Annotated in this window: 24 protein-coding genes and 1 tRNA gene; 17 read left to right on the top strand and 8 right to left on the bottom strand. The window is 60.5% G+C overall.

Features of this window, described 5'->3' with window-relative positions:
* Nucleotides 1-122: 122 nt before the first annotated feature.
* From ANTHELSMS3_RS03470 to ANTHELSMS3_RS03460, 3 genes are all read right to left on the bottom strand, one after another.
* A complete protein-coding gene (locus ANTHELSMS3_RS03470) occupies nucleotides 123-1,220 on the bottom strand; it encodes a M48 family metallopeptidase (RefSeq protein ID WP_094036903.1) in 1,098 nt (365 codons plus the stop codon).
* Between the two features lie 23 nt (nucleotides 1,221-1,243).
* Nucleotides 1,244-2,494 carry a DUF898 family protein gene (locus ANTHELSMS3_RS03465; RefSeq protein ID WP_254694834.1) on the bottom strand — a complete coding sequence of 417 codons (1,251 nt, stop codon included), beginning with the start codon at nucleotides 2,492-2,494 and terminating at the stop codon, nucleotides 1,244-1,246.
* A 237-nt stretch (nucleotides 2,495-2,731) separates the two neighbouring features.
* The gene (locus tag ANTHELSMS3_RS03460; RefSeq protein ID WP_094033652.1) at nucleotides 2,732-5,161 is read right to left on the bottom strand and encodes a DNA topoisomerase IV subunit A; all 2,430 of its coding nucleotides are present in this window, start codon (nucleotides 5,159-5,161) and stop codon (nucleotides 2,732-2,734) included.
* A gap of 158 nt (nucleotides 5,162-5,319) precedes the next feature.
* Between ANTHELSMS3_RS03460 and ANTHELSMS3_RS03455 the strand changes: the two genes are divergently transcribed.
* From ANTHELSMS3_RS03455 to tuf, 6 genes are all read left to right on the top strand, one after another.
* Nucleotides 5,320-6,048, top strand: a complete 729-nt coding sequence (locus ANTHELSMS3_RS03455) for an SH3 domain-containing protein (RefSeq protein WP_094033651.1) — start codon at nucleotides 5,320-5,322, stop codon at nucleotides 6,046-6,048.
* Nucleotides 6,049-6,126: 78 nt separating this feature from the next.
* Nucleotides 6,127-6,960 (top strand): SDR family NAD(P)-dependent oxidoreductase, encoded by an 834-nt coding sequence (locus tag ANTHELSMS3_RS03450; RefSeq protein WP_094033650.1) that lies wholly within the window; start codon nucleotides 6,127-6,129, stop codon nucleotides 6,958-6,960.
* Nucleotides 6,961-7,024: 64 nt separating this feature from the next.
* Entirely contained in the window at nucleotides 7,025-7,225 is a 201-nt protein-coding gene (locus tag ANTHELSMS3_RS03445; RefSeq protein ID WP_094033649.1) for a twin transmembrane helix small protein, read from the top strand.
* A 2-nt stretch (nucleotides 7,226-7,227) separates the two neighbouring features.
* Nucleotides 7,228-7,803: a cob(I)yrinic acid a,c-diamide adenosyltransferase gene (locus ANTHELSMS3_RS03440; RefSeq protein WP_094033648.1), complete on the top strand. Its 576-nt coding sequence runs from the start codon at nucleotides 7,228-7,230 to the stop codon at nucleotides 7,801-7,803.
* 318 nt (nucleotides 7,804-8,121) lie between these two features.
* Nucleotides 8,122-8,685, top strand: coding sequence for a hypothetical protein (locus ANTHELSMS3_RS03435; RefSeq protein WP_157733387.1), 564 nt, complete (start codon nucleotides 8,122-8,124; stop codon nucleotides 8,683-8,685).
* A 123-nt stretch (nucleotides 8,686-8,808) separates the two neighbouring features.
* Nucleotides 8,809-9,984 carry an elongation factor Tu gene (tuf, locus tag ANTHELSMS3_RS03430; protein WP_094033630.1) on the top strand — a complete coding sequence of 392 codons (1,176 nt, stop codon included), beginning with the start codon at nucleotides 8,809-8,811 and terminating at the stop codon, nucleotides 9,982-9,984.
* 134 nt (nucleotides 9,985-10,118) lie between these two features.
* Here tuf and ANTHELSMS3_RS03425 read toward each other — a convergent pair whose 3' ends face one another.
* The 4 genes from ANTHELSMS3_RS03425 to ANTHELSMS3_RS03410 all read right to left on the bottom strand — a co-directional run bounded on the left by ANTHELSMS3_RS03425 (nucleotide 10,119) and on the right by ANTHELSMS3_RS03410 (nucleotide 11,319).
* The gene (locus ANTHELSMS3_RS03425) at nucleotides 10,119-10,328 is read right to left on the bottom strand and encodes a hypothetical protein (protein WP_157733386.1); all 210 of its coding nucleotides are present in this window, start codon (nucleotides 10,326-10,328) and stop codon (nucleotides 10,119-10,121) included.
* Nucleotides 10,329-10,445: 117 nt separating this feature from the next.
* Nucleotides 10,446-10,667, bottom strand: coding sequence for a hypothetical protein (locus ANTHELSMS3_RS03420; RefSeq protein ID WP_094033645.1), 222 nt, complete (start codon nucleotides 10,665-10,667; stop codon nucleotides 10,446-10,448).
* 104 nt (nucleotides 10,668-10,771) lie between these two features.
* A complete protein-coding gene (locus tag ANTHELSMS3_RS03415) occupies nucleotides 10,772-10,993 on the bottom strand; it encodes a hypothetical protein (RefSeq protein WP_094033644.1) in 222 nt (73 codons plus the stop codon).
* A 104-nt stretch (nucleotides 10,994-11,097) separates the two neighbouring features.
* Nucleotides 11,098-11,319 (bottom strand): hypothetical protein, encoded by a 222-nt coding sequence (locus tag ANTHELSMS3_RS03410; protein ID WP_094033644.1) that lies wholly within the window; start codon nucleotides 11,317-11,319, stop codon nucleotides 11,098-11,100.
* A 498-nt stretch (nucleotides 11,320-11,817) separates the two neighbouring features.
* On the opposite strand from ANTHELSMS3_RS03410, the gene ANTHELSMS3_RS03405 reads away from it, so the two are divergent.
* Nucleotides 11,818-11,893 (top strand) — tRNA-Trp (locus ANTHELSMS3_RS03405).
* 116 nt (nucleotides 11,894-12,009) lie between these two features.
* Here the strand turns inward: ANTHELSMS3_RS03405 and ANTHELSMS3_RS03400 are convergent.
* Complete coding sequence (locus ANTHELSMS3_RS03400; RefSeq protein WP_094033642.1) at nucleotides 12,010-12,429, bottom strand: hypothetical protein; 420 nt, start codon at nucleotides 12,427-12,429, stop codon at nucleotides 12,010-12,012.
* A 319-nt stretch (nucleotides 12,430-12,748) separates the two neighbouring features.
* On the opposite strand from ANTHELSMS3_RS03400, the gene secE reads away from it, so the two are divergent.
* From secE to rpoB, 10 genes are all read left to right on the top strand, one after another.
* Nucleotides 12,749-12,952 carry a preprotein translocase subunit SecE gene (gene secE, locus ANTHELSMS3_RS03395; protein ID WP_089280516.1) on the top strand — a complete coding sequence of 68 codons (204 nt, stop codon included), beginning with the start codon at nucleotides 12,749-12,751 and terminating at the stop codon, nucleotides 12,950-12,952.
* Between the two features lie 152 nt (nucleotides 12,953-13,104).
* Nucleotides 13,105-13,638, top strand: coding sequence for a transcription termination/antitermination protein NusG (gene nusG, locus ANTHELSMS3_RS03390; protein WP_089280515.1), 534 nt, complete (start codon nucleotides 13,105-13,107; stop codon nucleotides 13,636-13,638).
* 250 nt (nucleotides 13,639-13,888) lie between these two features.
* Nucleotides 13,889-14,341 (top strand): 50S ribosomal protein L11, encoded by a 453-nt coding sequence (rplK, locus tag ANTHELSMS3_RS03385; protein WP_094033641.1) that lies wholly within the window; start codon nucleotides 13,889-13,891, stop codon nucleotides 14,339-14,341.
* A 4-nt stretch (nucleotides 14,342-14,345) separates the two neighbouring features.
* The gene (rplA, locus tag ANTHELSMS3_RS03380; protein ID WP_094033640.1) at nucleotides 14,346-15,044 is read left to right on the top strand and encodes a 50S ribosomal protein L1; all 699 of its coding nucleotides are present in this window, start codon (nucleotides 14,346-14,348) and stop codon (nucleotides 15,042-15,044) included.
* 136 nt (nucleotides 15,045-15,180) lie between these two features.
* Nucleotides 15,181-15,672, top strand: a complete 492-nt coding sequence (locus ANTHELSMS3_RS03375) for a hypothetical protein (RefSeq protein WP_157733385.1) — start codon at nucleotides 15,181-15,183, stop codon at nucleotides 15,670-15,672.
* A gap of 12 nt (nucleotides 15,673-15,684) precedes the next feature.
* Nucleotides 15,685-17,508 carry an ATP-binding protein gene (locus ANTHELSMS3_RS03370; protein ID WP_157733384.1) on the top strand — a complete coding sequence of 608 codons (1,824 nt, stop codon included), beginning with the start codon at nucleotides 15,685-15,687 and terminating at the stop codon, nucleotides 17,506-17,508.
* Between the two features lie 28 nt (nucleotides 17,509-17,536).
* Nucleotides 17,537-18,376: a lipoprotein N-acyltransferase Lnb domain-containing protein gene (locus ANTHELSMS3_RS03365; protein ID WP_094033637.1), complete on the top strand. Its 840-nt coding sequence runs from the start codon at nucleotides 17,537-17,539 to the stop codon at nucleotides 18,374-18,376.
* 307 nt (nucleotides 18,377-18,683) lie between these two features.
* Nucleotides 18,684-19,202, top strand: a complete 519-nt coding sequence (rplJ, locus tag ANTHELSMS3_RS03360; RefSeq protein ID WP_094033636.1) for a 50S ribosomal protein L10 — start codon at nucleotides 18,684-18,686, stop codon at nucleotides 19,200-19,202.
* 74 nt (nucleotides 19,203-19,276) lie between these two features.
* The gene (gene rplL, locus ANTHELSMS3_RS03355; RefSeq protein ID WP_094033635.1) at nucleotides 19,277-19,657 is read left to right on the top strand and encodes a 50S ribosomal protein L7/L12; all 381 of its coding nucleotides are present in this window, start codon (nucleotides 19,277-19,279) and stop codon (nucleotides 19,655-19,657) included.
* A gap of 595 nt (nucleotides 19,658-20,252) precedes the next feature.
* Nucleotides 20,253-24,389 (top strand): DNA-directed RNA polymerase subunit beta, encoded by a 4,137-nt coding sequence (gene rpoB, locus ANTHELSMS3_RS03350; RefSeq protein WP_094033634.1) that lies wholly within the window; start codon nucleotides 20,253-20,255, stop codon nucleotides 24,387-24,389.
* Nucleotides 24,390-24,447 lie beyond the last annotated feature (58 nt).

The following is a 24,447-nucleotide window of genomic DNA, read 5'->3' as shown; positions in this document are numbered from 1 at the left end:
ATCTCTCGGTCGCGGGTGGGGCGCAAACTGTGCGTGCGCGGATACTGCCACCACGATGAGGGGCGGGCGACCAAGCGTAAAGTCGGGAATGCCTGCCCTTGGTGGGTTGAAGCGAATTGGCGTCAATAGGGTGTTTCGCCGGAACATATGTCTTGCAAGGCGCGCCACTCGTCAGCGGTGAGCAGCGGGCGGGGCTGGAAACCGGCGGGCACGGCGTTGCGGGCGGCGTCGATGCGGTTGCCCAGTCCGGGATGCGACAGGAAATGGCCGATAAACCCATCGGCGTCTCCCCCCAGCGCGCGAAACCGTTCGAACATGACGGCCAGCGCGGCGGGCGACAGGCCCGCGCGGATCATCAGATCATGGGCAAAGACATCCGCCGCAGCCTCTGCGCCTTGACTATACTGCGCCTCGATCAACTGTTCGGCCAGTAGCAGGACAACCGCGCCGCCTGCGAAATCACCAAAGATCAGGCCCAGCACCCCAATCGACCCGGCAGAGCGCAGGGCATGCCGGGTGGGGTCGCGGCTGACCACATGGCCGATTTCATGGGCAAAGACCGCCGCCAATTCCTCGGGGGTTTCGGCCTCGTCGATCAGGCCGCGGAAAAAGACAATCTGGCCTCCGGGCAAGGCAAAGGCGTTGACCATCTCATGGTCGAGGACGTGTACCGACAGATCGACCGGCGTTGGCACATGCGCGATCAGACGGGCCTGGATCTTGCGCAGGGCTTGTTCGCCATTGGGCGCGGTGCAAAAGGTGACAGGGTTCAGGTCGGTGTCGTCCAGCGCCTCACGGATCTGGGTCAGTGTGACCTCTCCCAATGCCTTTTCGCCGCTGGGTGGAATGTATTCAGCCAGCTGGTCAGCCATCAAGGGGATCAGAACAAACAGGATCAGCGCCACGGAGGCAACCGCTGCCAGCGCCCAACCGACCAACCGTCCACGGCGGACAAGCGGTGCGGACCGGGTGCGATTGGGCAGGCGTGGGCGAATGTCGCCGTGGCGCAGGATCAGACGGGCGACGGGATCGCCCTTCAGCCGCAAGACGATCAGATCGCCGCCGGCCTGATCCATGACCTCGCGGATGTCGTCCACCGGCCAGTCGATGCCGTCCCCGGTCAATACGCGGCGGTCGGTGTCGATGCGCAAGGTGACTGGGCGCGCGGCGGCGGTTTCGCCGTCATAGAAGTCACCGCTGGTTTCAAGCGGCGGTGGCATTGCGCCACTGTGCGCCCCCCTGTTCATAGCGAGGCCCCCACATCTAACGCCTCGGCAAAGCCTTCGGCCTCGACGTGCTCATCGCGCGGGCGTTGTTGGATCGCCGGTAGCATCTCTGCGCCGTCGATACGCAAACCGCGCGCGTAAAGACGGGTGATCGGCAACGTGATCCAGGCCTGTGTCAGTGCCGACCAGATCAGGAAAATGGCGAAATAGCTCATCGCGGTCAGGCCGACCAACAGCCAGCGGTCGGCACCGGCAAAGAGCAGCGACAAATCCTCCATCCCGACCTCTGTCAGGGTGTCCGCCGATTGCAGGCGTAGGAACAGCACAACCAGAAAGGCGGTCGGAATGGAAGAGACCAACAGCGCAAGAGCATAGCCCGAGATCAAGATCCAAAACACCCGTAGCGGGTTCAGCGTCAGGTGCAGGCGCAGCGGTCCAAGACGCTTGGCCGCTGCCATGCGCTTGCGCGTCTCTACACGGTAGTACACCGCGCCAAAGACCAACAAAACGCCCGCCATGACATATCCGAGGATGGCCAGCGCCACGAGACCCGCGCCCAGCACCACGGTCGACACCAGCAACAGGCCAAGCGCCATGAGATGCCATTTGATGCACCAGAACAGCATGAACCACGACCCGCCCTGTTCCATCTTGTGATCGCCGAACCATGTGCGATCCGTCCGGTATTTTTCCAGTTTGAAGGTCATGCGCGGCCATAGCAGTCCCAGCGTGATCAGGGTCAGCAGCCAGTGCCAGAGCGCCCGCAGGGCATAACCCCACGCGCCAGGGGCAAGGCCAAAGCGCAGCCCCATCCACCGGGTGCGTGCCAGCACATACCGCCGGGCGCGGTACCGGGCATAAAACCAAATCGGGATCACGCCAATAAAGCTGAGCACATAGGCGGCAGTATTGCCCTGAAAAACCGCGAAGCTGGCAAACATCAGGCCAAGGTTCACGATGCCGATGTAGAAGGCCAGAATGACCACCGCGATAAGAAACCCCAGCAGTTTCTCGAACGGATCGCCGACATATTCCAAGGGATGATCACCCGGGCGGATGGCGGACCAGTACCAGCGCCGGATGCGGGTCTTTTGCCAGAACCGATAAAAGCCAAGGGTCAAAACCGTCAGGACGCCGGTGCCCAGCGTCAGCTTGAAGATCGGCCAGCGACGGCCCGCGAATAGCGTGGGCATCGGCGTGTCGTGCATGTCATGCGCGACGCCACCGGCCTGCGCCAGTGTGCCCGGAGATATGTCCTGCCCTTCCAAAACGGTCTCCGTCCTGCCGCCGCTCTTGCGGGCAGAGTGGCGATTTCCCGGCTGGGGTGCAACTGCGGTGTTGTGAGTACATCGCCCAGACCCCGGATCAGGTCCGGGGCGGGCGGGGTCGACAGGGGGCAAGCGCACCCCGTCCCGGACTTGATCCGGGACCTCATCTCTGACGGATTTTCATCCAGAGATGAGTTTAGCTTGTTGATAACGCGTTATGTTTCGCGCGCAAAACGCTCAGTTGAACTTGTTGTCTCTCGGGAAACCGCGCGGTGCCATGCGGCCCGTTCCGGCGCGTTTTCCGATCCATTCCGCAAGCTCGGCGGCATCGACGGTGCGCGTGCGCCCAGCCGGATCCTGCCACGACAGGCCGGCCTCCAAAAGGAAGGTGCGCGCGTCCGACAATCCGCCGTCCTTGTACTTTTGCAGGCGGACACCCTTGCCGCGTCCCATTTCGGGCAGCTCCTCGAGCGGGAAAACCAAAAGTTTGCGGTTCTCGCCTACAACGGCGACGTGATCCGCGGTCACCGGTTTGCATACCAAAGCCCGCGCCGGGGCGCGCACGTTCAGCACCTGCTTGCCAGTCCGCGTCTGGGCGATGATTTCATCCTCGGGCGCAATAAATCCGTCGCCCGCTGAGGAGGCCACCAACAGCTTGCGACCCGGTTTATGGATAAAGATGTCGATGATCTCTGCCTCGTTCGGCAGATCCACCATCAGGCGAAGCGGTTCACCCATGCCACGCCCGCCCGGCAGAGCCGCCGCCGACACGGTGTAGAACCGGCCCGTGGACGCAAAGACCAGCAGGCGGTCGGTGGTTTCGGCGTGAAAGATAAAGCGCGGGCCGTCGCCGTCCTTGAACTTCAACTCGCGGTCCAGCGCGATATGCCCGGTCATGGCGCGAATCCAGCCCATCTGCGAACAGACGACCGTGATCGGCTCGCGATCAATCATCGCCTCCAGCGGAACTTCCTCGGCCTCTCCGGCCTCGGCAAGGGCGGTCAGGCGGGCGCCGCGATCCAGACCTTTGCCGAACTTCTTTTTGACCTCTTTCAGCTCGTCCGTGACGCGCTTCCATTGCAGGTCTTCGCTGTCCAGCAGATCCTCAAGGCCAGCGCGCTCTTCCATCAGGGCGTCGCGTTCCTTGACCAGTTCCAGTTCCTCAAGGCGGCGCAACGACCGCAGGCGCATATTGAGGATCGCCTCGGCCTGTACATCGGACAGACCCTCGGACCGGCCGACAAAGCGCGCGGGCACCTTGGCGTCGGTGCCGTCATCGGCCAGCACGCCCCGCGCGATGGCCTCTGGATCCTCGCGCAGTTCCAGCGCGGCGACGTCCACACCGATCAGCGGTGAGACATAATCGCTTTCGTCCGTGGCGCGGGTCAGCGTGGCCTGATGTGGGCGCGACCAATCCTCGTACATCAAGGCGACTTTGGGGTCGTCGTCATAGCGGATGATGTCGATCACGCGGTCAAGGTTCAGAAAGGCGACAATCAGGCCTTCGAGCACCTCAAGCCGGTTATCGATCTTGGCCATCCGGTGACGCGACCGGCGGATCAGCACGTCGCGCCGGAAATCGAGGAAGGCGCGCAGCACCTCTTTGAGCGAGCAGACCTTGGGCGTGACGCCGTCGATCAGCACGTTCATGTTCAGCGAAAAGCGGATTTCGAGGTCCGAGTTCTTGAACAGCATGTTCATCAACACGTCGGGATCGACGTTTTTTGACCGTGGCTCCAGCACCATGCGCACGTCTTCGGCGCTTTCGTCCCGCACATCGGCGAGGATCGGCACCTTTTTGGTCTGGATCAACTCAGCAATGCGTTCGACCAGCTTGGACTTTTGCACCTGATAAGGGATCTCGGTCACGACAACCTGCCATGTGCCGCGTCCCAGATCCTCGACGTTCCATTTCGCGCGCAGGCGGATGCTGCCGCGCCCGGTGCGATAGGCCTCTGCGATGTTCTCCGCCGGTTCGACAATCACGCCGCCGGTCGGGAAATCCGGCCCCGGGACGTATTGCATCAGCGTGTCGTCCACTGCGTTCGGTGAGCGGATCAGATGCAGGCAAGCGTCGATCAGTTCACTGATGTTATGCGGCGGGATATTGGTGGCCATGCCCACCGCGATCCCGCTGGACCCGTTGGCCAGCAGGTTCGGGTACGAGGCTGGCAGCACCGACGGTTCCATCAGGCGGCCGTCATAGTTGGGACGGAAATCGACGGAGTTCTCGTCGAGCCCCTCGATCAGCGCCTCTGACATGATCGTCATGCGTGCTTCGGTATAACGACTGGCCGCCGGGTTATCGCCGTCGATGTTGCCAAAATTGCCTTGGCCATCGACCAGCGGGTAGCGGATGGTGAAGTCCTGCGCGAGGCGCGCCATGGCGTCATAGATCGCCGTGTCGCCATGCGGGTGGAAATCCCCCATGGTGTCGCCGCTGATCTTGGCGGATTTCAGAAAGCCGCCTGTGGAACTAAGTCGCAGCCTGCGCATTGCATATAGGATACGTCGATGAACCGGCTTCAGCCCGTCGCGTGCGTCCGGCAATGCCCGATGCATGATGGTGCTGAGTGCATAGGTCAGATAACGCTCGCCAATCGCGCGGCGTAGCGGCTCTGCCAGATTGCGTTCGGGCATGTTGGGGGTGTCGGCGTCATCATCCATAGATGTGGTGATATTCCCGCCACGTCGCCGCAGCAAGTGGGGCCGGGGAATAATCCGGGTTTTTCCCTTAGAGGAAATCGGGGAATCGCTTAAACACGGGGCTGCGCTCCGGGGGGGGGGCGAATGCGACAGAGGATTGGCAGGTGGTGGGAGTGAACATGGTCCGGATCATGGTGGTGACGTTCGCAGTACTGGGCTGGGCATGGTACGCGCTGTCGGGTGGCCGCGATTTCGTTCCGGGCGACAACGGTGTATCGATCCTCGCCGACGTCGATACCACCGCCCCGTCTGCCGTGCCCGACCGGCCGTCGCTTGCGGGGTTGCAGCCGATCCCGGCCACGAAAAACACCCCCGGTCCCGCGCCGCGCATCACGTCGTTGAGTGTCCGTGAGCCGCTGCCGTCCAAGTCGGTGAAGGCGACAGTGCCGCCTGTGGGCCCTGCGGCGGGTGCCGCGCCAACCCTGATGACAGAGGTCACCCCGGCGGCCCTCTTTGCCGACTCCGTAGTTCAGCCCGCCGCCCAGCCTGTAGACGAAATTGCGCTGGCCTTGGCCGGGGCGATCCCGATAGACGAAGATCCGTTTGATCCGGATGCACCGATGCAGCGGATTGCCGGACTGGGCACCTCGCTTCCGCTGGGAACAAAGATGGGTGGCGCGCTTGCCCCTGAGTTCGTGCCAGAAGAGCGAGACCTGCGGGTTGTCTCAGCCAGCCGCGTGAACCTGCGCGACGGACCGGCGACGTCCTACGGCATCGTTGCCAAACTTGATGAAGGCATCGAGGTCGAGGTGCTGGATGACACCGGAGACGGCTGGGTCAAGCTGCGGCTTGTCGATGCCGAAACCGAAGGCTGGATGTCGGACGATTTCCTGAACATTCCCAACTGACGGGGGATTGTAAGGGGGCGTGTTATCGTTGGGACCGCGCCTCTTTCCTTTTCGCCACCTGCGCCGTAGAGGGCGCGCATGACACAAAAATCCATCCTTATCACGGGCTGCTCTTCGGGAATTGGCTATGACGCGGCGCATGGGCTGAAGGCGCGGGGATGGCGGGTGTTCGCCTCCTGCCGCCAAGAGGCGGACTGCGCGCGGTTGCGGGCCGAAGGCTTTGACAGTCCGCGACTGGACTACAGCGATGCAGCCAGCATTGACGCGGCGCTGGCAGAGGTGCTGGCGGCGACCGGCGGCACGCTGGATGCGCTGTTCAACAATGGGGCCTATGCGATGCCCGGCGCGGCAGAGGATCTGCCCGCCGAGGCCCTGCGCGAGATATTCGAGGTGAACGTCTTTGGCTGGCATGATCTGACCCGCCGTGTGATCCCGGTGATGCGGGCGCAGGGTCACGGGCGGATTATCAACAACGGCTCCGTTCTGGGCATCGTCGTGGCCCCTTGGCGGTCCGCCTACAATGCCGCCAAGTTTGCGACCGAGGGTCTGACCAGTACCCTGCGGATCGAAATGCGCGACACGCCGATCCATGTCGTCCTTTTTAATACCGGGCCGATCACGTCAAAGATCCGCCAGAACTCGATCCCGCATTTCGAGCGCTGGATTGACTGGAAGGCCAGCCCCCGCGCTGCGCAATACAAAGACAGTCTGTTGCAGCGTCTGTATGAGGATCGCGGCAAACCCGATACCTTCGAAATGCCGCCTTCTGCCGTGACGGCCAAGCTGATCCACGCACTGGAAAGCCCGCGCCCGCGCCCGCGCTATTTTGTCACCCGTGCCACATGGCTGATGGAGGCGGCGCGGCGTCTGTTGCCGACGCGGGTTCTGGACTGGATGGTGGCGAAGGGGTGACTTTCCGTCCCCTCGCTTTTTCCCGGCGCTCCGCTATGTCACTCGGAAAGTCTCAGGAGGCGTTATGGCCAATGATCCGCTCTTTATCGTTGTCGCCGTTGCCATGCTGGCGGTTCTGGCGGTGCTGCTCTTTGGCATCGGCAGTTTTGCCAAGGGCGGTGCGTTCAACAAGAAATATGCCAACAAGGCGATGCGCTGGCGGATTGCGGCGCAATTCATCGCTGTCGTGCTGATCCTGCTGTTTGTCTGGATAAGAGGGAGCTGACCATGGTCGTTCTGAACAAGATCTACACCAGAACCGGGGATGGCGGTGAAACGGCGCTGGGCAATGGGTCGCGGGTGGCAAAATTCTCTACGCGGGTGACGTCTTATGGCACTGTGGATGAGTTGAACTCGGTCGTCGGTCTGGCGCGGCTACAGGCCGAGGGTGAGATGGATGCGCAACTGAGTCGGATTCAGAACGATCTGTTCGATCTGGGGGCTGATTTGTGTACGCCCGACATGGAAAAGGACGCCGAGCGCGACTATCCACCGCTGCGCATGGCGGCGGCACAGGTGTCCCGTCTGGAATCGGAAATCGACGTTATGAACGGCGCGCTGGAGCCGCTGCGCAGCTTTATCCTGCCTGGCGGGTCAGCGCTGGCGGCCCATTTGCACCATTGCCGGACAGTCGCACGCCGTGCTGAACGGTTCACGGTCGAATTGGCAACGATTGAGACGGTGAACGGTGATGCGGTGAAGTATCTCAACCGCTTGTCGGATTGGTTCTTTGTGGCGGCGCGAATTGCCAACGACGACGGCCGCGCTGATGTGCTGTGGGTTCCAGGAGCGAACCGCGCGTAGCGCTATGGATTTTCCAATGGAAGGCGCGGCGATTGGACCGGCGGAGCCTCTGCCTGCAGGCGGCGCGTACCGGTCAATGCTGTGGACTGACGAAAACGTGATCCCCGGGTCTGCACCGCCAGAGGGCGGACGGCTGGGGCGAGATTCTGCCGTGATGTCCACCGGCTTGCGGATGTGGCCATTCGCCAGAGCCACAGCCAAATGTGGCTCCTTGGTCGCTGTTGCGAACATAGGCGGCGGACGGGGGTCGACAAATTCGGCGGGTGAATGCACGCAGGCGATTGGTGCCTGTCGGGGTGCCGCCAAGGAGGGATGTTTATGATCCGGATCGCTGCCGTATTGCTTCTGACACTGGGTTTGGTTGCCTGCACGGATGCCACGCAGGACCTGAACGGGCCGACCGAGCCTTTGGGGAATTTCCAGCTCGCCTACGCTACGGTCGTCGCAGAGGAGCCCGCGCCTAACAAGTTGCTGGTGTCGCGGGATGCCACCCCCGAAGAGTGGATCGAGGCCGTGGATGGCGCGCTGGAAGCCCGGTTCCGCCGTTTCGAAGGGGACACTTATTATCATCTGGGGGTCAAGGTGATGGCATATTCCCTGCCGCCCCCGATCGTTCCGGGCAAATCGGCCCTGCACGTCATCGTGACGATTTTCGATGACGCGAACTGCATCAAGATGAACCCTAAGGTTCATGACGTCATGGTGATTCAGGTGTTTGAGACGCGGCTGGAACTGACCCGTGAGGAACAGATGCAGCGACTGGCCGAAAGCGCCGCGAAGGACATCGAAAAATGGCTGCGTGAAATGATGGCCAGCGACGATTGGTTTACCGAGGACTACAAACCCGCCGCCAACGCGCCAAAGATCTCTGGCGGCTGCTGAGGGCTGACGAACGGAGAGCGGCACACCCAAGTGTCGCTTGATTTTCTCCGCCCGAGTCAATAAACGGCGCGCGATGAAATTCCCGGGGCACGTCGGGCCCCCCAACAGTGAGGCGTCTGAAAGATGGGTAAGGAAAAGTTTGAACGCGGCAAGCCGCACTGCAACATCGGCACGATTGGCCACGTTGACCACGGCAAGACGACGCTGACAGCGGCGATCACCAAGTATTTCGGTGACTTCCGCGCCTACGACCAGATCGACGGCGCACCGGAAGAAAAAGCCCGCGGCATCACCATCTCGACCGCACACGTCGAGTATGAAACCGACAACCGCCACTACGCGCACGTCGACTGCCCCGGCCACGCCGACTACGTCAAGAACATGATCACCGGTGCTGCGCAGATGGACGGCGCGATCCTGGTCGTGAACGCCGCCGACGGCCCGATGCCGCAAACGCGTGAGCACATCCTGCTGGGCCGCCAGGTGGGTATCCCCGCCATGGTCGTGTTCCTGAACAAAGTCGACCAGGTCGACGATGAGGAACTGCTCGAGCTGGTGGAAATGGAAGTCCGCGAGCTGCTGTCCGAATACGACTATCCGGGCGACGACATTCCGATCATCGCGGGCTCCGCGCTGGCGGCGATGGAAGGCCGCGATCCGGAAATCGGCGAGAACAAGATCCGCGAACTGATGGCGGCCGTGGATGAGTACATCCCGCAGCCCGAGCGCGCGATCGACATGCCGTTCCTGATGCCGATCGAAGACGTGTTCTCGATCTCGGGTCGTGGTACGGTTGTGACCGGCCGGATCGAGCGTGGCGTGATCAACGTGGGCGATACCATTGAAATCGTTGGTATCCGTGACACGTCCTCGACCACCTGTACCGGTGTCGAAATGTTCCGCAAGCTGCTGGATCGCGGTGAAGCTGGCGACAACGTCGGCGTCCTGCTGCGCGGCATCGACCGCGAAGGCGTTGAGCGCGGCCAGGTTCTGTGCAAGCCGAAGTCGGTGAACCCGCACACCAAGTTCGAGTGTGAGGTCTACATCCTGACCAAGGAAGAAGGCGGTCGTCACACACCGTTCTTCAAGAACTACCGCCCGCAGTTCTACTTCCGGACCACCGACGTGACCGGTACGGTTGAACTGCCCGACGGCACCGAAATGGTGATGCCGGGCGACAACCTGAAGTTCAACGTCGAGCTGATCGCCCCGATCGCGATGGAAGACGGCCTGCGCTTCGCCATCCGCGAAGGCGGCCGCACCGTTGGCTCCGGCGTCGTGTCGAAAATCATCGACTGACGGTTACTGCGGTTTTGTCGGCCACGGGTATCCCAGGGCCGACAGCCCGAGAAGCCGAATCGAAATTGGAAAAGCCGCCCGTGAGGGCGGCTTTTTCGTTGTTGTCCAGCGCCGACAGGGCGCAGGAGCGATCCTTAGTCTCTGGCCGGGGCCGTCATGATCGTGGCGTACTGGCTGGCTGTGACACTGATCCGTGTCGTAACGTGGCTGCGCCCGAGGGTCGAAAAATCCGAGCCGGGCAGGGAGTAGACCGCGACAGGCAGTGGGTTTTCAGGCAGCGATGCCTGCACCGCGCCAGACAGCGCGACAGTTCCGAACAGAGCTGATGAAAACAGGGTTTTCATGTCCATTTCCTTGGTTTTGCCGAAGCGCCCGACGCATGGTCTGCCGCAACGGGACGATATGGGGCATGGCTCTGCCGCGCGCTACATGGAAGGGCGTCGACAGAGCCGTTGTCCGCATTACTGCAGGATCGATTTGATCTGGGCGCGCTTCTCGCCGTTGCTGCCATTGCCGTGAACGATGTTGTTGATGAACTGCACATCGGCGGTCGAGAGATTCGAGAAGTCAGCGCCGGGGACGATGTACTGGGCATCGCGGTCGACGGAGGGCGATGTGGTTGCATAGGCGGTGCCGGTGAAAGCTGCGGTTGCGATCAGGGCGGAAGCGATGAGGGTTTTCATGATGAAGTCCTTTATTGATCTGATTGGATGGCGGTCATTGCCGCGAAGGGAAAAGTGAGCGTCGCGGATCAGGGAGTGAATTCGCGACGCTCAGGAAGCCCGCATTACTGCAGGATCGATTTGATCTGGGCGCGCTTCTCACCGTTGCTGCCATTGCCGTGAACGATGTTGTTGATGAAGTGCACATCGGCGGTCGAGAGATTCGAGAAGTCAGCGCCGGGGACGATGTATTGGGCATCGCGATCAACGGAGGGCGACGTGGTCGCATAAGCGGTGCCGGTGAAAGCTGCGGTTGCGATCAGGGCGGAAGCGATGAGGGTTTTCATGATGAAGTCCTTTATTGATCTGATTGGATGGCGGTCATTGCCGCGAAGGGAAAAGTGAGCGTCGCGGATCAGGGAGTGAATTCGCGACGCTCAGGAAGCCCGCATTACTGCAGGATCGATTTGATCTGGGCGCGCTTCTCACCGTTGCTGCCATTGCCGTGAACGATGTTGTTGATGAAGTGCACATCGGCGGTCGAGAGATTCGAGAAGTCAGCGCCGGGGACGATGTACTGGGCATCGCGGTCGACGGAGGGCGATGTGGTTGCATAAGCGGTGCCGGTGAAAGCTGCGGTTGCGATCAGGGCGGAAGCGATGAGGGTTTTCATGATGAAGTCCTTTTGGTCTGGTTTCTGGGGACGACGGCGCCCCGGCTTGTTCGTGCCGGGCTGTTCGTCCGACACCAGACAAACTGGGGTCGTTCTGGGAAAAGGAAAATCACAGGATGATCGCACTGAGTAACGCCGATTTGTCATTGAAATTCAGGGCAGTGGACATGTCTGTGTGCGCCGTTGCACATCAGTGGTTCGGCCCAATACAGACTGCCGCTGGCGCGTTACAGACGGGTCTTCGAGCTCGCAGATTCCGTGATTTAACGGCGCAGTTTTTTCGGATCACAAGGAATTGCACCAAGGCTTCTGGAGCGCAAACCGCCGGTTTGTTTCAGTGCGAGCCCGGCGCCGTGAGGTGGCGTGCGGAAATCCGTGAATGAGCGTGCGCAAACCGATGAGGTTTTGGCGCGACCGGCCCGAGGAACACTTGGCAAAAACCCTCGTTTTGACCTCTTGATTTCGCCTTCGTGTTGGCGTACCCCACGACACGGCCTTAGGGGTATAGCTCAGCTGGTAGAGCGACGGTCTCCAAAACCGTAGGTCGAGGGTTCGAACCCTTCTGCCCCTGCCAACATCCAGACACACCTAAAGCCCGCAGTGCGGACAACACGATGCGGACCGAAAGGCCGGCCACGAAAAAAGGGCCGCCCGAAGGCAGCCCTTTGTGCAGGATGTGCAGCGAAGTTGTCAGTTGGCCATCAGGTCGCGCACCACAGTTTCGATTTCCGTGTTGTCGCCGTTGTCGATCGCATTCTGCAGACGCTGAATGTCGATGTCGCTCAGCATTGCAATGTCCAACTCAGGGGCATAGCGGCCGATTTCCGCGCGCTCGGCTTCGGTCAGTTCAGTTTGGACCTCGATCTCGACCGTGTCGATCGCTTCAAGGTTGGCTTCAGTCACCAGGCCGCGCATCTTAAGGCCCTTCTCCGATTCCGAGTCTCCGCCTTGAGCGATGACCATCAGTCCTTGAATCTGCTGGTCGGTCAGGGTTTCAACCTTGACGCGGGGCAGGAAGCTTTCGATCGTGCTGGTCTCCAACTGGGTTTGTGCCAGTGCACCAGTGCCCAACAGGGCGGCGATTGCGGTAGCGGTAAGAAAGCGAGTCATGAGATGGCTCCTTTGCTTCTGGTTTCTTTGTGCCGGGGCTCTGTTCCCCGGCGGCTCTGGGTAGACAACGAGGCGAGGCACTAGTCGTTCCAAAGAAAAAAAATATTTTGTGCCAGTGGCTTACGTAGATATACGTAGATAAAGGAAGCGCGGGCGCGTAACCCGTAGGGGGCGTGACCGGTTCCATCACGCTTTTGGTAATTCGGTCGCGTTTTGGTGAGAATCCGGCGTCATGGACGGGGGCGGGGTGCGGGACTTGTATTTGCAGGCGTCTGCGCGTATTTCCGCACAAACGTCGATACGCACGGGAATACGCAGCATGGCAACCACCAATCCGCTTCAGTTCATCCAGCAGGTCCGGGCCGAAGTGGCCAAGATCGTCTGGCCGACACGGCGAGAGGTTTTTCTGACCACCATCATGGTGTTCATCATGGCCACGCTGACGGCGATCTTCTTTGCCCTTGTCGATTTGGGTATCCGCTCTGGCCTGCAGGCCTTGCTGGCGGCCATCGGCAACGGCTGACACGGCGCGGTCCTGTCCGGTTTCCGCCGCAGAAGCGCTTGCAATGCGGAACGAGGGCCGATAAGGACCACCGACACAGTTGGCGCGCGATCTCGCGCGCCGATTTTCGTTTTGGGCAGGCCCGTAGCGGCCTGAAAGATCGAAGGTAAGACATGGCAAAGCGGTGGTATTCGGTAAGCGTTCTCTCGAACTTTGAGAAGAAGATTGCCGAACAGATCCGGACAGCGGTCGAGGAGCAAAGCCTCGAGGACCAGATCGACGAAGTTCTGGTGCCGACCGAAGAAGTGATCGAGGTGCGCCGCGGCAAGAAGGTGACGACAGAGCGTCGTTTCATGCCGGGTTACGTTCTGGTTCACATGGAAATGTCGGACCGGGGTTATCACCTCGTGAACTCGATCAACCGAGTCACCGGCTTTCTGGGTCCGCAGGGGCGTCCGATGCCGATGCGCGACGCCGAGGTCGAGGCAATCCTTGGCCGGGTTCAGGAAAACGAGGATGCACCGCGCACGCTGATCCACTTTGAGATCGGCGAAAAGGTCAAGGTCACCGACGGTCCGTTCGAAGGCTTTGACGGCATGGTCGAAGGGGTCGATGAGGACAACTCGCGCCTGCGCGTGTCGGTATCGATCTTTGGCCGCGAAACCCCGGTTGAGTTGGAGTTCACGCAGGTCACAAAAGAGATCTGACGCGACCGCAGCTTGGTGTGAGATGGAATTCGGGAGCGTGTGGCGTAAGCTGCGCGCTCTTTTCATATCGGCTGGCCGTGAGCGGTTGATCTTTTTCCGCAACTGGTCTAACAGCCGAACCTTCATCGGATCGCGCGAGTCGCGGTCCGTTTGATTGTGGGAGGCGAGGTGCGCGCGCGCATCGGACCTGACCACGCCACAACTCTGCCCCCGCGACGCGTCAACGGGGTGATGGAACAGGAGATAGCCGATGGCAAAGAAGCTCGCCGGCAAGATGAAACTGCAGATCCCTGCAGGCAAAGCCAACCCCTCGCCGCCCGTGGGCCCCGCCCTGGGTCAGCGCGGCATTAACATCATGGAATTCTGCAAGGCGTTCAACGCCAAGACGCAGGACATGGAGCCGGGCGCACCTTGCCCGACAGAGATTGTCTATTACCAAGACAAATCCTTTACCATGAACATCAAGACGCCGCCCGCGTCTTATTACCTGAAAAAGGCCGCTGGTCTGAAGCCCGTCGGCAAGCGGAACCGCCCCAAGGGCGCCGTGACCCCCGGCCGTGAAACCGTGGCAACGGTGACCGTGGCGCAAGTGCGCGAGATCGCTCAGGCCAAGATGAAAGACCTCTCGGCCAATGATGTCGAAGCGGCGATGCAGATCATCCTGGGCTCTGCCCGGTCGATGGGTATCGAGGTGAAAGGGTAAAATCATGGCAAAGCTCGGAAAACGCGCCAAGTCGGCCCGCGAAGCCTTCGCTGGCAAAGAAGGCCTGACGGTCGAGGAGGCGGTCAGCCTCATCAAGTCGAACTCGAAGACCAAGTTCGATGAGACCATTGAAATCGCTATGAACCTGGGTGTTGACCCACGCCACGCGGACCAGATGGTCCGTGGCGTGGTCGGCCTGCCCAACGGCACCGGCAAGACCACCCGCGTGGCGGTTTTCGCCCGTGGCCCCAAGGCGGACGAAGCGCAGGCAGCCGGGGCCGACATCGTCGGCGCCGAGGATCTGATGGAAGCCATCCAAGGCGGCACCATTGATTTCGACCGTTGCATCGCGACGCCGGACATGATGCCGATCGTGGGCCGTCTGGGTAAGATCCTGGGTCCGCGCAACCTGATGCCGAACCCCAAGGTCGGGACGGTGACCATGGACGTGGCACAGGCCGTTACGGACGCCAAGGGTGGTCAGGTTCAGTTCAAGGCAGAGAAAGCTGGCGTGGTCCATGCCGGTGTCGGCAAGGTTTCGTTCGACGAAGCCAAGCTGGTCGAGAACATCCGCGCCTTTGTCGGTGCGGTGAGCGCGGCCAAGCCTGCAGGCGCCAAAGGCACCTACATGAAGAAGATCGCGCTCAGCTCGACCATGGGGCCGGGCGTGACGATCGATGTCGTGAGCGCCACTGGCAACTGAGCCAACAGACACAATATGTGACAAAGGCGGGCCAATGGTCCGCCTTTTTCGTTTCTGCAAACATCTCATTAACAGCCGTGCCGTAGGACCGTAGGGAGATCTTTTGTCAATCGGATGGAGGCCCCCGATGCCCTGTTTGCGTGCTTTGCTGATTTGCCTTTTTTCCGCCATGGCCAGCTTGCCATCTGTTGCCCTGGAAGTTCCGAACGGCCCTCCGATCCTGACTGTAAGCGGCGAAATAGGCGCGGCCAACATGGGGGCTGTCGCCGTGTTCGATCGTGCAATGCTCGAAGCGCTCGATTGGCGGGAAATCGAGACATACACACCGTTCACCGACGGGCCGCAAAAGTTTGCAGGTCCGACTCTGGCATCGTTGCTGGAGACGATTGACGTCGACAGCGGCACGCTCATGGCGACGGCGTTGAATGACTTCTCGATCGGCATTCCGGTGTCGGACGCAGACGCGTATGACGTTTTGCTTGCGCTCGATCACAATGGACGGGCGATGCGAATGCGCGAAAAGGGCCCGATCTGGGTCATCTACCCCTCTGACAGTGCCGACGTGATCGATGATGAATTGGGCTCGCGTATGATCTGGCAATTGGACCGGATCCAGGTGCAGCGTTAAGGCGGGGCTGTGGTGCGGTGGCTACAGGACAACGCGCGCGCGCTACGGGCACTGACGGCGCTTTGCGTCGCGGTGGCGCTGGCCGTGCTCCTGTTTGTCTTCGAGCAGGCGCATGTCAAAAACCGCGCAAATACGGTGCATTTGGTGACCGCCGGCCTTTGGTCGATGAGCGAGCTGCACTTCGAAAGCCAGCGGACAGTTTCCTCAATCGAAGCCCATTGGGCTGGGCGGACAGACCTCGCTGACGTCAGGCTTCGGTTCGATATCCTGTGGAGCAGGGTCGATGTCGCTGGTCGGGATGCTGCCCGGCTCGGGGCTGTGTTTGACACGGTCTTGACAGAGTATGCAGTGTTGCTGGAGGCCAACGATCTGGTGATCAACGGGGCAGGCCCACCGGACCGCATCCAACTCGAAAAATTCGTGGAGGCGTTGTCCGGGCTCGCCCTGGAGTCTCGCCGGGTTTGGTCAATCACCTTCGGCGTTCGTGACCCGGTAGAGCGGTTCGCTAGCACCACGTCCGAAAGAATCGCCCAAATGCGAATCCAGTGGGGGGCCTTTTCGCTGATTGCGATCCTGCTGACCTACGTCCTGGCCGAGGTATACTTTGCCAATCGTGGTCAAAGAAGGGAGGCGGTGTTGCGGCGTGAGGCAGCGGACGCGAATGCCGCTAAGACCCGGTTTCTTGCCAATGTCAGCCACGAAATCCGAACGCCCCTGAACGGGATTCTGGGAATGGCATCGGAATTGTCTGAAACCACCATGACAGAGGATCAGACAAGCTGCCTACGAGTGATCGAGCAATCGGGCGCGGTGCTGTTAGGAACAATCAACGATGTGCTCGACCTGTCACGCATCGAGGCCGGACAGCTTGGCGTTGATGAACGCGCTTTTGTTCTGAAAGATCTCGTCACTGCCGCCTGCGCTTTATACAGTGCGCGGGCACGCGAGAAGGGTCTCTATCTGACGCTGGATATTCAGGATAATCTGCCGCCCGTTCTGATGGGGGACGAAATTCGCATTCGGCAGGTGCTGCACAATCTGATTGCAAATGCGGTGAAGTTCACCCGCGAGGGGGGCGTAAAGGTGCGGGTGCGGCCCGATCTTGAGGGCCGTCGCCTGGTGATCGCGGTGTTGGACAGCGGCCTTGGAATTGATAGGGCAGCGCAGTCGCGCATCTTTGAGCCGTTCATGCAGGCGGATTCGAGCATCACCCGTCAGCACGGCGGCAGCGGGCTGGGGCTGACGATTTCTCGTCAACTTTGTCAGGCTATGGGCGGTGACCTTATGGTCGTGAGCAGGCCGGGCCATGGCGCGACATTCTTTTGCGATTTGCCGTTGCGCGCGGCCAGCACCGATGAGGCCAGTCAGGTCCGTGCCGAACCGGCCGCTGTGCCGGATCTGGATGGGATGCGGATCCTAGTGGCGGACGACAATGCCACCAACAGGCTGATCCTGTCGCGCTTCCTGGCCAAGACGCAGGCGCAGACGTTGTTTGCGGATACAGGCCAGGAGGCGGTGGACACGCTCCGTGACACCTCTTGCGAGGTTATTCTTATGGATGTTCAGATGCCGGTAATGGGCGGCGTCGCGGCCACCAGGATCATTCGCGACAGAGAGGCGGCAGAGGGGGCGACACCTGCGTTCATCGTCGGGGTGACAGCCAATGTCCTGAGTCATCAGGTTTCAAGCTATCGTGCGGCAGGCATGGACGAGGTGTTGAGCAAGCCGGTGTCGAAACGCGATTTGCTGTCGCTGCTTGGGCGGCAATTCCGCCATTGGACCGGTCCGCCGGACATTGATGCGCCCGACACCGCCGTGCGAAGTGCGTCTTCCTGATGGCACGGCGATAGGCTAGAGCGTCCTTATGAAACGCTTCTTGCTATTGTTGCCCCTGCTTTTGATTGGCGGGCTTTACCTGAACTGGCAGTTGACGACGGCCTCGCATGATCGCGATTGGCGCGACGACTACAGCCGCCTGCCGCAGGTGACAGAGCGGGATGGCCGTTTCCGTGTCGAAGACATCCGCAATTGGAACTACGGAATGGATGGCACAATCGCGCGGCAGGAATGGATCACGCGGGACATTGATCCCGACACGTTGGAACAAGCCTATTTTTTGCTTGAACCCTTTGGCGCGGTGGATGCCATCGCCCATACGATGCTGGCTTTTTCATTTGCCGATGGCACAGCCTACGTCGCCTCAATCGAGGCGCGCCGGGAAAAGGGGGAGGCCTACAGCGCCGCCAAGGCAGCAATGTTGCCGATCTTTGAGTACATGTTTGTCTGGACAACAGAGCGCGACATGTACGGCAACAGCGAATTCTACGCCGGCGATCAACTGTATCTCTACCCTCTGGCGATCCCGCTGGCCCAGCAGAAAGCGGTTATGACGGCGATGCTGGAGGAGACTGCCGAAATCGCCGAGACGCCGCGCTGGTACAATACGTTGTTTTCGAACTGTACAAACGTGCTGGCCCGAACTGTCAATAAGCTGGATGCCGGGGCCGTGCCGTTTGATATTGCTTGGTTTCTGCCGGGCTATTCGGATGAATTCCTGTACGACGAAGGGTTTCTGGCGCAAGCCGACAGTTTTGAGGCAGCACACCAGATGGCGCATATCTCACCTTTGATACGCGAGCTTTACCGGATCATGGATCCAGCGGACTTTTCCCGCGCGCTGCGTGCGGCGCGCGGTGGCATATGAAAGATTTTCTCCGCTCCGGCGGCATGCCCCCTTGGCATCCCTCGCAAGAGTGATAAGTGAGAGGCCTGCGTGAAACGTGCGATTCGTCGTGCGGGACATGTATTCGTCCGAGACGGTGGGTTGGCTAGATGCCTGTAATTCCTGCCTGAGGCGGGAAGAGACATCTTCGCGGAACGGCAACCCCGTTCCCATCGGATCGGCCCAGGCCCCTCCGTGATGCGTCGACCCAAATCGGACATTCCGTCCGGGGCCATCCCCCGGGCAAAATGAGCCGGAGGGTCCGCCCTCCAACAACTGGAGTGAAACTGTGGATAGAGCTCAGAAAGAAAAGGTGGTCGAGGAACTCGGCCAGATCTTCGAAAGCTCTGGCGTCGTGGTGGTTGCCCGCTACGAAGGTCTCACGGTTGCCGAGATGACGGACCTGCGGGGGCGCGCAAGCGCTGCCGAAACTTCGGTCCGCGTCGCCAAGAACAGGCTCGCCAAGATCGCCCTTCAGGGCACGCCATGCGAAAGCATCGGTGACCTGCTGGGCGGCATGACCGTTCTCGCCTTCTCCGAAGATCCAGTGGCTGCGGCCAAGGTCGTCGAAGACTACGCCAAGGAGAACAAGAAGTTCGAAATCCTTGGCGGGAACATGGGTGGAACGGCTCTGGATCGGGCCGGTGTCGAGGCCGTGTCGAAAATGCCGTCGCGTGATGAGCTTATTGCTTCGATCGTTGGCTGCATCGGCGCACCTGCTTCGAACATCGCCGGCGCAATTGGCGCACCTGCTTCGAACATCGCCTCCATTCTCTCGACCATCGAAGAGAAAGCGGAAGCGGCGTAAGGCACACCGAAACGACCCTCGTAGGGATATCTCCCTGACGTTGGAAAACACATCTAAACGGAAAGAGTCTCAAAATGGCTGATCTTAAAGCACTTGCAGAGCAAATCGTCGGTCTGACCCTGCTCGAAGCACAAGAACTGAAAACCATCCTCAAAGACGAGTACGGCATCGAGCCGGCAGCCGGTGGCGCCGTCATGATGGCGGGCCCGGCCGGCGACGCCGGTGGCGCAGCCGAGGAAGAAAAGACCGAGTTTGACGTGATCCTCAAAGCCGCTGGCGACAAGAAGATCAACGTCATCAAAGAAGTCCGCGGCATCACCGGCCTGGGCCTGAAAGAAGCCAAAGAGCTGGTCGAAGCCGGCGGCAAGGCTGTCAAAGAAGGCGTTTCCAAGGACGAAGCCGAGGAAATCAAGAAAAAGCTCGAAGCGGCTGGTGCCGAAGTCGAAGTCAAGTGATCGCCGGGAGGCGCTGCCTCCCAGCCTCATTGCAACGCCTCCGGGATCTCCGGGGGCGTTTTGCATTTGGCACGCGTGGCCACAACTACGCAGTTCGCCCCCTGTGCGGTGGGCCAAATGCATCCCAGCTTGACGATCGGATCAACTTTTGTCATTCTCGCAGGGTGTGGATAACGCGAAACCCCGGCGTGGGTCTTGCGTTCGCGTGCTTAACCGAATATTCGGAAGTCTCCTGCGGGGTCGAGCGATTCGAGTCCGCTTTCGCTTTTGGTTTGACGAGGTGTCGACACGCAGCATTGAAATGTCAGCGCATCGTTCCCATCTCGCACGGCTCCCCCGGAAAACACGGAAAAGCGCCGCGCTTACGCCGACCGGGCGACATGATCTGACATAACGGAAAGCCGATAGTACCGGTCTTGGCAAGCCCCTCGGGTCTGAGGGGTTTTCCAAGGCAGGGCACACTGGATCGAGAGGCGCGTGGTGGGACGCGCGCCGAGAATGGATCCGATTGTCTGTCATCACTGACGCACGCGATACCGTGGCCCCCGACGGTATGGACGTGCGGACAGAGAACATTGAAAGGGTGGCTCCACTCATGGCGCAAAGCTTCCTCGGTCAGAAACGCCTCCGTCGTTATTACGGCAAAATCCGCGAAGTTCTTGAAATGCCGAACCTCATCGAGGTTCAGAAGTCCAGCTACGAGCTGTTCCTGAAGTCCGGCGATCAGCCTCAGCCGCTGGACGGCGAAGGCATCAAGGGCGTGTTCCAGTCGGTCTTCCCGATCAAGGATTTCAATGAAACGGCAGTCCTGGAGTTCGTGAACTACGAACTGGAAAAGCCCAAGTACGACGTCGAAGAGTGCATGCAGCGCGACATGACCTACAGCGCCCCGCTGAAGGTCACACTGCGCCTTATCGTGTTCGATATCGATGAGGACACCGGCGCGAAGTCCGTCAAGGACATCAAGGAGCAGGACGTGTTCATGGGCGACATGCCCCTGATGACGCCCAACGGCACCTTTGTCGTGAACGGCACGGAGCGGGTCATCGTCTCCCAGATGCACCGAAGTCCCGGCGTGTTCTTTGATCATGACAAGGGCAAGACGCATTCCTCCGGCAAGCTGCTGTTCGCCTGCCGGATCATTCCCTATCGCGGATCGTGGCTCGATTTCGAATTTGACGCCAAGGACATCGTTTTTGCGCGCATCGACCGCCGCCGCAAGCTGCCTGTGACGACCCTGCTCTACGCCCTCGGGCTGGATCAGGAAGCGATCATGGACGCTTACTATAACACCGTGAATTTCGAGTATCGCCGGGGCGAAGGCTGGGCGACCAAGTTCTTCCCCGAGCGTGTGCGTGGCACCCGCCCGACCTTTGATCTGGTCGACGCGGACAGCGGCGAAGTGATCGGCGAAGCGAGCAAGAAAGTCACCCCGCGCGCGGTCAAGAAACTGATCGACGAAGGCAAGGTGAAGAACCTGCTGGTGCCGTTCGAGCATATCGTCGGCAAATACGTCTCCAAGGACATGATCAACGAAGAAACCGGTGCGATTTATGTCGAGGCCGGGGATGAGTTGACATGGACCGTTGACAAGGACGGCGAAGTCACCGGCGGCACGCTGAAAGAGCTGCTGGATGCAGGCGTGACCGAGATCCCGGTTCTGGACATCGACAACATCAATGTCGGTCCCTACATGCGCAACACTATGGCGGCCGATAAAAACCTTGGCCGCGACACCGCGCTGATGGACATCTACCGGGTCATGCGCCCGGGTGAGCCGCCCACCGTCGAGGCCGCCTCGGCCTTGTTCGACACGCTGTTCTTTGATGGCGAGCGGTACGACCTGTCCGCTGTTGGTCGGGTGAAGATGAACATGCGGTTGGCCCTTGAAAAGCCGGACACCCAGCGCACGCTGGACCGCGAAGACATCGTCAAATGCATCAAGGCGCTGGTCGAACTGCGCGACGGCAAAGGCGACATCGACGACATCGACCACCTTGGCAACCGTCGTGTGCGGTCCGTCGGCGAGTTGATGGAAAACCAGTACCGCGTCGGTCTGCTGCGGATGGAGCGTGCGATCAAAGAGCGGATGTCCTCTGTCGAAATCGACACGGTGATGCCGCAGGATCTAATCAACGCCAAACCGGCTGCTGCCGCGGTGCGCGAGTTCTTTGGCTCCAGCCAGCTGTCGCAGTTCATGGACCAAACCAACCCGCTGTCCGAAGTGACGCACAAGCGTCGTCTTTCGGCACTTGGGCCGGGTGGTCTGACGCGGGAACGCGCAGGCTTTGAGGTGCGCGACGTTCACCCGACCCACTATGGCCGGATGTGCCCGATTGAAACGCCGGAAGGTCCGAACATCGGTCTGATCAACTCGCTGGCCACGTTTGCCCGCGTGAACAAATACGGCTTTATCGAAACGCCTTATCGTGTGGTCAAGGATCGCGTGGTCACGGACGAAGTGCACTATATGTCCGCGACCGAGGAAATGCGTCACACGGTGGCGCAGGCCAACGCGAAGCTGGACGAAAATGGCCGGTTCGAGAATGATCTGGTGTCGACACGGAAATCGGGTGACTACACCCTGTCGCCGTCCGACAATGTTGATCTGATCGACGTGTCGCCGAAACAGCTGGTGTCTGTCGCGGCCTCGCTGATCCCGTTCCTTGAAAACGACGACGCCAACCGCGCCTTGATGGGCTCGAACATGCAACGTCAGGCCGTTCCGACCCTGCGGGCCGAAGCGCCGCTGATTGGTACCGGCATTGAAGAGGTTGTTGCACGCGACTCCGGCGCGGCTGTTATGGCCAAGCGGGCGGGCATCATCGACCAAGTCGACGCGCAGCGGATCGTGATCCGGGCAACCGAAGACCTGGAACTGGGTGACGCGGGCGTTGACATCTACCGGATGCGCAAGTTCCAGCGATCGAACCAGAACACCTGTATCAACCAGAAACCTCTGGTGAAGGTGGGCGACACCGTTCTCAAGGGCGAGGTTATTGCTGACGGTCCGTCGACCGATATCGGTGAACTGGCGCTGGGTAAAAACGTGATCGTCGCGTTCATGCCTTGGAACGGCTACAACTACGAAGACAGTATCCTGATCTCTGAACGGATCGCCAAGGATGACGTGTTCACCTCTGTCCACATCGAAGAATTCGAAGTGGCAGCGCGCGACACCAAACTCGGGCCAGAAGAGATCACGCGCGACATCCCGAACGTCGGCGAAGAAGCCCTGCGCAATCTCGACGAAGCGGGCATCGTCTACATCGGTGCAGACGTGGAACCGGGCGATATTCTGGTGGGCAAGATCACGCCCAAGGGCGAAAGCCCGATGACACCGGAAGAAAAGCTGCTGCGCGCCATCTTTGGCGAAAAAGCATCTGACGTGCGCGACACCTCGCTGCGGGTCAAGCCGGGCGATTACGGTACTGTCGTCGAAGTGCGTGTCTTCAACCGTCATGGCGTCGAAAAAGACGAACGTGCCCTGCAGATCGAGCGGGAAGAGATCGAGGCGCTGGCGCGTGACCGGGACGACGAACTCGCGATCCTCGACCGCAACATCTATGCGCGTCTGAATGGCATGATCCTTGGCAAGACCGCAGTGAAGGGTCCGAAAGGCGTCAAGTCGAATTCGGAAGTCACTGAGGACCTGCTGAGCACTCTGACCCGTGGTCAGTGGTGGCAGCTTGCCCTTGCGGAGGAAGAAGACGCCAAACACGTCGAAGCCCTGCACGAGCAGTACGAGATCCAGAAGCGCGCGCTTGATGCGCGGTTCGAGGACAAGGTCGAAAAGGTTCGCCGTGGCGACGATCTGCCCCCGGGCGTTATGAAGATGGTCAAGGTGTTCATCGCGGTGAAGCGCAAGCTGCAGCCGGGTGACAAGATGGCCGGTCGTCACGGGAACAAAGGTGTGGTCAGCCGCGTGGTGCCGATGGAGGACATGCCGTTCCTTCGCGATGGTACGCCGGTCGACTTCTGCCTCAACCCGCTGGGTGTTCCGTCACGGATGAACGTCGGTCAGATCCTTGAAACCCACATGGGTTGGGCCGCGCGTATGCTGGGCATTAAAGTCGATGAGGCGTTGCAGGAATATCGTCGCTCCGGCGACCTTACCCCGGTGCGCGAAGCGATGCGTATTGCCTACGGCGATGAGGTCTATGACGAAGGTCTGGCGCCGATGGGCGAAGGCGATCTGCTTGAGGCCGCTGGCAATGTGATCACCGGTGTTCCGATCGCAACGCCGGTCTTCGACGGTGCCAAAGAGGCAGATGTGAACGACGCGCTTGTGCGTGCCGGCTTTGACGACAGCGGCCAGTCCGACCTGTTTGATGGTCGCACGGGTGAGCAGTTCTCTCGTCAGGTGACGGTGGGTGTCAAATACCTGCTCAAGCTGCACCACCTTGTCGACGACAAGATCCACGCCCGTTCGACCGGACCCTACTCGCTTGTCACGCAGCAGCCGCTGGGTGGTAAGGCGCAGTTCGGCGGTCAGCGTTTCGGGGAGATGGAGGTCTGGGCACTGGAAGCTTACGGCGCCGCCTACACCCTGCAGGAAATGCTGACGGTGAAATCGGACGACGTGGCGGGCCGGACCAAGGTCTACGAGTCGATCGTCAAAGGCGAAGACAACTTCGAGGCCGGCGTGCCGGAATCGTTCAACGTTCTCGTCAAAGAGGTCCGGGGTCTGGGCCTCAACATGGAACTCCTGGATGCGGAGGAGGACGAGTAAAGCCGCCGCGCCTTGCTCAGGGGCGGTTCGCCGCCCCGCCTTCCCCGCTTCCCTCTGA

Origin of the sequence: Antarctobacter heliothermus (assembly GCF_002237555.1) — a bacterium.
Lineage (GTDB): Bacteria > Pseudomonadota > Alphaproteobacteria > Rhodobacterales > Rhodobacteraceae > Antarctobacter > Antarctobacter heliothermus_B.
Note: the sequence above shows the minus strand (reverse complement) of the source record. Positions and strands in the feature narration are given on the sequence as shown.

What these genes read in the sequence shown, in the direction of transcription:
- ANTHELSMS3_RS03470 (WP_094036903.1), bottom strand. Translation starts at nt 1,220, where the DNA reads ATGCCACCGCCGCTTGAAACCAGCGGTGACTTCTATGACGGCGAAACC.
- ANTHELSMS3_RS03460 (WP_094033652.1), bottom strand. Translation starts at nt 5,161, where the DNA reads ATGGATGATGACGCCGACACCCCCAACATGCCCGAACGCAATCTGGCA.
- ANTHELSMS3_RS03455 (WP_094033651.1), top strand. Translation starts at nt 5,320, where the DNA reads ATGGTCCGGATCATGGTGGTGACGTTCGCAGTACTGGGCTGGGCATGG.
- ANTHELSMS3_RS03450 (WP_094033650.1), top strand. Translation starts at nt 6,127, where the DNA reads ATGACACAAAAATCCATCCTTATCACGGGCTGCTCTTCGGGAATTGGC.
- ANTHELSMS3_RS03445 (WP_094033649.1), top strand. Translation starts at nt 7,025, where the DNA reads ATGGCCAATGATCCGCTCTTTATCGTTGTCGCCGTTGCCATGCTGGCG.
- ANTHELSMS3_RS03440 (WP_094033648.1), top strand. Translation starts at nt 7,228, where the DNA reads ATGGTCGTTCTGAACAAGATCTACACCAGAACCGGGGATGGCGGTGAA.
- ANTHELSMS3_RS03435 (WP_157733387.1), top strand. Translation starts at nt 8,122, where the DNA reads ATGATCCGGATCGCTGCCGTATTGCTTCTGACACTGGGTTTGGTTGCC.
- tuf (WP_094033630.1), top strand. Translation starts at nt 8,809, where the DNA reads ATGGGTAAGGAAAAGTTTGAACGCGGCAAGCCGCACTGCAACATCGGC.
- ANTHELSMS3_RS03425 (WP_157733386.1), bottom strand. Translation starts at nt 10,328, where the DNA reads ATGAAAACCCTGTTTTCATCAGCTCTGTTCGGAACTGTCGCGCTGTCT.
- ANTHELSMS3_RS03420 (WP_094033645.1), bottom strand. Translation starts at nt 10,667, where the DNA reads ATGAAAACCCTCATCGCTTCCGCCCTGATCGCAACCGCAGCTTTCACC.
- ANTHELSMS3_RS03415 (WP_094033644.1), bottom strand. Translation starts at nt 10,993, where the DNA reads ATGAAAACCCTCATCGCTTCCGCCCTGATCGCAACCGCAGCTTTCACC.
- ANTHELSMS3_RS03410 (WP_094033644.1), bottom strand. Translation starts at nt 11,319, where the DNA reads ATGAAAACCCTCATCGCTTCCGCCCTGATCGCAACCGCAGCTTTCACC.
- ANTHELSMS3_RS03400 (WP_094033642.1), bottom strand. Translation starts at nt 12,429, where the DNA reads ATGACTCGCTTTCTTACCGCTACCGCAATCGCCGCCCTGTTGGGCACT.
- secE (WP_089280516.1), top strand. Translation starts at nt 12,749, where the DNA reads ATGGCAACCACCAATCCGCTTCAGTTCATCCAGCAGGTCCGGGCCGAA.
- nusG (WP_089280515.1), top strand. Translation starts at nt 13,105, where the DNA reads ATGGCAAAGCGGTGGTATTCGGTAAGCGTTCTCTCGAACTTTGAGAAG.
- rplK (WP_094033641.1), top strand. Translation starts at nt 13,889, where the DNA reads ATGGCAAAGAAGCTCGCCGGCAAGATGAAACTGCAGATCCCTGCAGGC.
- rplA (WP_094033640.1), top strand. Translation starts at nt 14,346, where the DNA reads ATGGCAAAGCTCGGAAAACGCGCCAAGTCGGCCCGCGAAGCCTTCGCT.
- ANTHELSMS3_RS03365 (WP_094033637.1), top strand. Translation starts at nt 17,537, where the DNA reads ATGAAACGCTTCTTGCTATTGTTGCCCCTGCTTTTGATTGGCGGGCTT.
- rplL (WP_094033635.1), top strand. Translation starts at nt 19,277, where the DNA reads ATGGCTGATCTTAAAGCACTTGCAGAGCAAATCGTCGGTCTGACCCTG.
- rpoB (WP_094033634.1), top strand. Translation starts at nt 20,253, where the DNA reads ATGGCGCAAAGCTTCCTCGGTCAGAAACGCCTCCGTCGTTATTACGGC.